This is a genomic window from candidate division WOR-3 bacterium (assembly GCA_039804025.1).
Taxonomy (GTDB): Bacteria; Hydrothermota; Hydrothermia; order Hydrothermales; family JAJRUZ01; genus JBCNVI01.
Window position 1 is genome coordinate 1 of sequence record JBDRZP010000047.1, and the last position, 5,855, is coordinate 5,855.

Consider the following 5,855-nt stretch of genomic DNA (forward strand, 5'->3'; position numbering starts at 1 on the left):
AATTATTTGAGATTAGCCCTTACTTTTGCCCTTATAATTTTAATAATTCTCGGAATAATATTTGAAAGTAAAATATTTGAAATAGGTAAGGTTAAAAGTATAGTAAAAAAACCTATCAAGGAAAACACAATAAATAAAAGGGAAATTGAACCGGTAAAAATTTATTATACTGACACAATTTACGAAGTTTCCTACGAGGAGATTCTGCCTTGAAAAAATTTATTTTAACTTTAATTTTCATAAATCTTTTAAACTCACAGAATCTTAAAAAAATTGAAGATGAAATAATTGAATTCTATAAAAAAATTTCACCTTCAATTTTTGAATTAAAATTTAAAAATCTCTGGAGCACAGGATTTTCTTTTGAAAAAAATAGAATAATTACAATTTTACCAGAAGTAGAAGAAGGTGAAAGTATATATTTTTACGATATAGAGGGAAATGAATATAAAGGAGAAATTGAGGGATGGGATGAAGCAACTCATATTGCCCTTATAAAAACCAAGGAAAATCTGAAAGTTCCAGAATTTTCAAAATTCGAGCATAATTTTCCGAAACTTGCAATTTCTTTCTCTATAAAGGGAAAAGGAAATTTCTTACTACTCACTGTATACGATGAAAAAAAAGGAAAAATCTTCATAGAAGGTGATATTCCACCCTCTTTTTCTGGAGCTCCAATTTTAAATACAGAAGGAAAAATAATTGGAATTTTAAGAGGAAAAAGAGTTTCTTTTGAGATTTTTGAAAGTATAGATATTGAAGAATTAAAAGAAAAACATCCATTTATCATTTACCCTGAATCAAAACATTCTGATTTTCCTTACAAAACAATAGGTTATACCTATGATTATATATTAAAAAGAGTTAATATAATAAAAGAAAAGGGCAAAGTTTATGAAGGTTTTCTTGGCATCTTGATAGATTATAAAGAAGACGAAGGAATTTATATTAAAAGAATTCTTGAAGATTCACCTGCTGAGGAAGCAGGATTAAGGGAAGGTGATATTATTTTAAGCTACGCTGGAAATGAATATAAGGATTTAAAAGATTTTGTTGATGATGTAAAAAATACAACACCAGGAAGTGAAGTAAAAATTGAAATAAAAAGAAATGATAAAATCAAAACTATTAAGGTAAAAATAGGAAAAAGAGAAAAAAGTTATAAAATCAAATTAAAAGAAAAATTCAAAGATTTATTCAAGGAATGGTTTGAAGAATAGTTTAAAATTTTAATCCTCCCCTTATTATACCCTGAATAAAATATCTCTGAAAGATTAAAAATAAAATAACAATTGGTAATATGGAAAGAGTTGCTCCTGACATTTTTGCACCATAATATTCCTGATACATAGAACTTAAGCTGGCAAGACCAACAGGAATTGTAAACATATTACTTTTTGTTGTTACAAGAAGTTGCCATAGGAAATTGTTCCAGTGAAATTGAAAAGATAATAAGAAAATTGTCAATAGCATAGGTAAAGAAAGTGGAAAAATAATTTTAAAAATAATCAAAAATTTTGAAGCACCATCAATCAAAGCAGAATGTATTAAATCATCGGGAATTTTTTTTATGTATTCAGTTAAAAAGATAAAACCAAAAACATTGGCAAGATGGGGAACAACGAGCCCCCAGAAGGTATTTAGCCATCCTAAATAAACAACAATTAAAAATTGAGGAATCATAAAAAGAATACCTGGAACTAAAAGAGTGGAAACAAATATGTTATAAAGGAAATTCTTTAACGGAAAATCCTCCTTGGCAAAAGCATATGCACATAAAAAGGCAAAGAGAGTTGAAAAAAAGGCTCCTGAAAAAGAGACAATTAAACTGTTTAAAAAATATCTCCCGAAAGAATGATACTTGAAAATCCTTTCAAAATTTTCCAAGGTTAAATTCTTAGGTAAAATGTTCATAGAAAATGAAAGAACCTCAGGTCTTAATGCAACAAGAATCATATAATAAAAGGGGAAAATATAAAGAATTGAAAAAAGAAAAAGTAATATATATCTTCTCATACTTCCCTATATTTTTTTGTTGAAAAATATATAATTAAAAAGAGGATAAAAAGAACAAAAGAAAAACTGGCTGCTTCAGGTAGCTTGAGTTGAGAAGCAAATCTATAAAGAACTAATCCTGAAACACTTGTCTCACTTAAAGTGTAATTTAAAATATTAATCTGTGGACCACCTCCTGTCATTGAATAAAACTCAGAAAAGGCAGAAAAAGCTCCTATAAATCCAAAAAAAGCCACAAAATAAACAATTGGCTTAATAAGGGGAAAGGTAATTTTTTTAAAAATTTGAATGGAATTTGCTCCATCAATTCTTGCAGCCTCATATATAGATTCTGGTATTGACTGCATTCCTGCAAGGAATAAAAGCATTCCAAAACCTGAATTTTTTATAGCCATTGAAATTGAAACAGTCAAAAAAACAAGATAAGGGTCTTGTAAAAATCCCCTTTTAAAAAAATTAGAAAGTTTTAAATAGGAAAGAATTTTATAAATAAAACCATAGGGGAAAGCAAAAATCAAAGTTAAAACAATACCAACAACAAAGGTATCAAGCAAAAAAGGGAAAAAGTAAATTGTTCTAAAAAATCTTTTAAGTTTAAGTAAAGGATTATTTAAAAGATTTGCAAGAAATAATGAAATAATAACTAAAAGTGGAACATATAAAATTCCATAAATAAAACTTGCAATAATTGACCATATAATTTCAGGGTCTTTTAAAAGTTTTAAAAAATTGTTTAGTCCAACAAATTTTAAAGATTCAAAAATGTTATAATAATTTTCTATTTTACAAAAACTTATGTAAAGAGAAAAAAAAAGAGGTAAAAAAAGAAAAAGAATAAAAATAATTAAAAAGGGAATTATGAAAATAAAAGGAAAAAATCTTTTCATTTTATTTTTAAAATTTTATAAGTCCTATTATCTAATTTTATAAAATAAACACCCTTTTTAAAATTTGGAAATCTTACAAGACCCTTTCCTTTCAATAATTTTTCCCTTCCACTTAAATCTATCACTTTCAATTCTATCAATGAGTTTAAATACAAAGAATCAAAATTATAAATCTTTACATTATCAACCCTCCCTTCATATTTAATTTTCACTGGCCCCAAAATCTTTTCACCTGATTTTAATATATAAGTATATTCAGCTCCTTTTACTACATTTCTATCAAAATAACTTCCCCTTTTAATATTGGTTCTGAAAATTTCTTTAAAATCTGAATTTCCGTCTTTTCTAAGTATTTTAATCTCTGAATCATAAGATAAACTGTATTTTATCAAAATTCCATCTTTTAAATTCTCAACATATAAAAATTCTTCTTCTGTCCCCAAAGTTTGAATTATATTTTGTATTCTGATAACATAATAAAAATCTATATCTCCATCAGATAAATCCCTATCCCATGAACTCTGCCTTTGTCCTACATTACCCCCAACTACATCAATAGCATCACAAACATTATAATCTATACTCATATCACCTTCCTCAATCGGAGTATTTGGGTCATCGGATCCGTTTGGTGAATTTCCAATACCTTGAACATTTGCATCATAAGTGGCTGCTGAAATAATCATTCTGCTTTGTGGATTTAAATTTAAATCAACAAGCTGAATTCTTGCCTCAAGAGTTTTTTTAGAAGGGTCTATTAAAATTTTATAAGGTGATATAGGTGTATACCACAAAAAGCCATCATCAGCAAAAAGAAAGATTTCAGCATGGTTTACTGAATCAGCAGTTAAAAGAATTTCTCTTTCTGAATATTGAACATTGGATCCTAAAAGTGTCCCTGTATCATCTCCATTTTGAATTAATTTATCATCATATGAATTGGAATCAATATCAAGAGAAATAGCAATTTGAGTTTCTTCAAAAATCATTTTATAAAATTTTGCAAGTATATAAAGATTTACAGAATCACAAGTTAATCTTAATTCAGTTAAGTCATAATATCTATCCTCACCTGCAGGATTTTGCCTCATATCATTTGTATCACCTCTATAAATCCACTCATTTTTTGAAATAACTGTTTCATGAATATTTGAAGGTAAAGAACCTATCCAATCTGAAAAGTCTCCATCAATTTTCCTTGTAAACTCTATTGCATTACCAATTTTATTTATGAGTATATCAAAGAATTTATTTACCTTATTATCATTTAAATCTCTAAACCAGGCATTTTCACTTATACCTTTTATTCCACCCATAACATCAATTGCATCATTTATTGAAGAACCACCTATATCCTCTGTGGCATCAATATCATTATTCCATCCTGTAACATTTTTAAAAGTAACAAGAGTTATTCTAATAGCAGAAGGTAAATATAATGAACCATCTGCAATATCATTTAAAGAAATTCTTGCCTCAATACAATCATTAACATCACTAATAACAGCAAGATATCCTGAAGTAGGTGGTGAATACCATATACCACCATCCCATAGTTCAATATCAAAATTACCTTCCGAGGTGGAATGAAAAGCTATTATTCTATCTGCGAGTGCCCTGTTTGAAAGACCAAGTTGAGCATCATCTCCTATCCAGTTATAGGATGTTGGATCAGCGGGATTTCCAAGAGAAATTTCAACATGTATTAAATCCTTATCTGATGGTCCAATATCCTGAAATTTTATTAAAAAATACATCCAGTTATTATCACATGTTAATCTAAATTCTGTTAAATCAAGATATAAAGTATTTCCAAGGTCTGTTCTATAATCATTTAAATCTCCCTTATAAATAAATTCACCATTAGAAAATGTATAATCATGAATTTCTAACGGAGGAGTTCCTATCCAGTCTGTTATATTTCCATCTACAGTTATAGTATGAAAAATTATTAAAAACTTTATTAAACCCATTTTAACTCTCCTTTTAAAAAATTATAAAAAAAATTTGTTTTAAAATCAAATTTAAAAATATAATTTCAATTGATGAAATCCTATACAGAGTATATATGGTTTAATACAAAGAAGAAAAAAGAACTCGTTCATATTACTGATAAAATAGAGGAAATTGTGAAGAAAAGTAAAATTAAAGAGGGATTTTGCCTTATATCAGCAATGCATGTTACTGCCTCTGTATTTGTTAATGATTATGAATCAGGGATAATGGAGGATATAATAAATTGGCTTGAGAAACTGGCTCCCTATAAAAAAGATTATAAGCATCACTTAACAGGTGAAGATAATGCTGATGCTCATTTAAAATCTCTCTTGATGCATCACCAGGTTATAGTTCCTGTTACAGATGGAAAACTTGATTTAGGTCCCTGGCAGAGAATTTTCTATGCTGAATTTGATGGGCAGAGAAGAAAAAGAGTTGTTGTAAAAATCTTAGGAGAATAGGCTTAATCTGACTCTTGAAATTTAATTAGAACCCCCTGTAAATACCTGTATAACTGAGATATGAAAAAAATAATTTTAATTTTTGTTTTAGTTTTTTAAACAACAAACTCTTTGCTCAAAAAAAGTTCCCTTTACACTTGAAGATAGATATATTCATATTTTTATTGGGATTGTTGCTGCTTTTGCAGGGATTGTAACTATTACAATAGGATTTGCAATATGGGATAGGAGAAGAGCACTTCAGCCTTAAAGGAATATTCAAAGAAAATCCTGAACTTGCCAAAATAATTAAAAATTTTGGACTATAAAAGTTGCTATTTTTAATGAAAAACAAACTCTTACATAAAATTTTCTATTATCTTTTATTCAACATTTAAAACCTTTATAGTTTCTGTATATTTTCCCATCTTAACCTTTATAAAATAGGTGTTCTTATTAATTCCAGATAAGTTTATTTCAAGCCTCTGCATACCTTTCTCAAAATACCCATAAT

At 27.7% G+C, this 5,855-nt stretch carries 6 protein-coding genes; 3 read left to right on the forward strand and 3 right to left on the reverse strand.

All coding sequences use genetic code 11. The features are described from left to right. Both ABIN73_10330 and ABIN73_10335 read left to right on the forward strand, forming a co-directional pair. On the forward strand, positions 1–213 hold a 213-nt coding region (locus ABIN73_10330), incomplete at its 5' end, for a hypothetical protein (GenBank protein MEO0270121.1). After that, positions 210–1,220, forward strand: a complete 1,011-nt coding sequence (locus ABIN73_10335) for a S1C family serine protease (GenBank protein MEO0270122.1) — start codon at positions 210–212, stop codon at positions 1,218–1,220. The genes ABIN73_10330 and ABIN73_10335, both read left to right, overlap by 4 nt. A gap of 1 nt (position 1,221) precedes the next feature. Here ABIN73_10335 and ABIN73_10340 read toward each other — a convergent pair whose 3' ends face one another. The 3 genes from ABIN73_10340 to ABIN73_10350 are packed head-to-tail and all read right to left on the reverse strand — an operon-like array spanning position 1,222 to position 4,876. Further along, positions 1,222–2,016 carry a carbohydrate ABC transporter permease gene (locus tag ABIN73_10340; GenBank protein MEO0270123.1) on the reverse strand — a complete coding sequence of 265 codons (795 nt, stop codon included), beginning with the start codon at positions 2,014–2,016 and terminating at the stop codon, positions 1,222–1,224. Next, positions 2,013–2,903, reverse strand: coding sequence for a sugar ABC transporter permease (locus ABIN73_10345; GenBank protein MEO0270124.1), 891 nt, complete (start codon positions 2,901–2,903; stop codon positions 2,013–2,015). The genes ABIN73_10340 and ABIN73_10345 overlap by 4 nt, the downstream gene beginning before the upstream one ends. Beyond that, complete coding sequence (locus ABIN73_10350; GenBank protein MEO0270125.1) at positions 2,900–4,876, reverse strand: hypothetical protein; 1,977 nt, start codon at positions 4,874–4,876, stop codon at positions 2,900–2,902. Before ABIN73_10350 ends, ABIN73_10345 begins: the two co-directional genes overlap by 4 nt. A gap of 72 nt (positions 4,877–4,948) precedes the next feature. Between ABIN73_10350 and ABIN73_10355 the strand changes: the two genes are divergently transcribed. Beyond that, positions 4,949–5,362, forward strand: a complete 414-nt coding sequence (locus ABIN73_10355) for a secondary thiamine-phosphate synthase enzyme YjbQ (protein ID MEO0270126.1) — start codon at positions 4,949–4,951, stop codon at positions 5,360–5,362. Positions 5,363–5,855 lie beyond the last annotated feature (493 nt).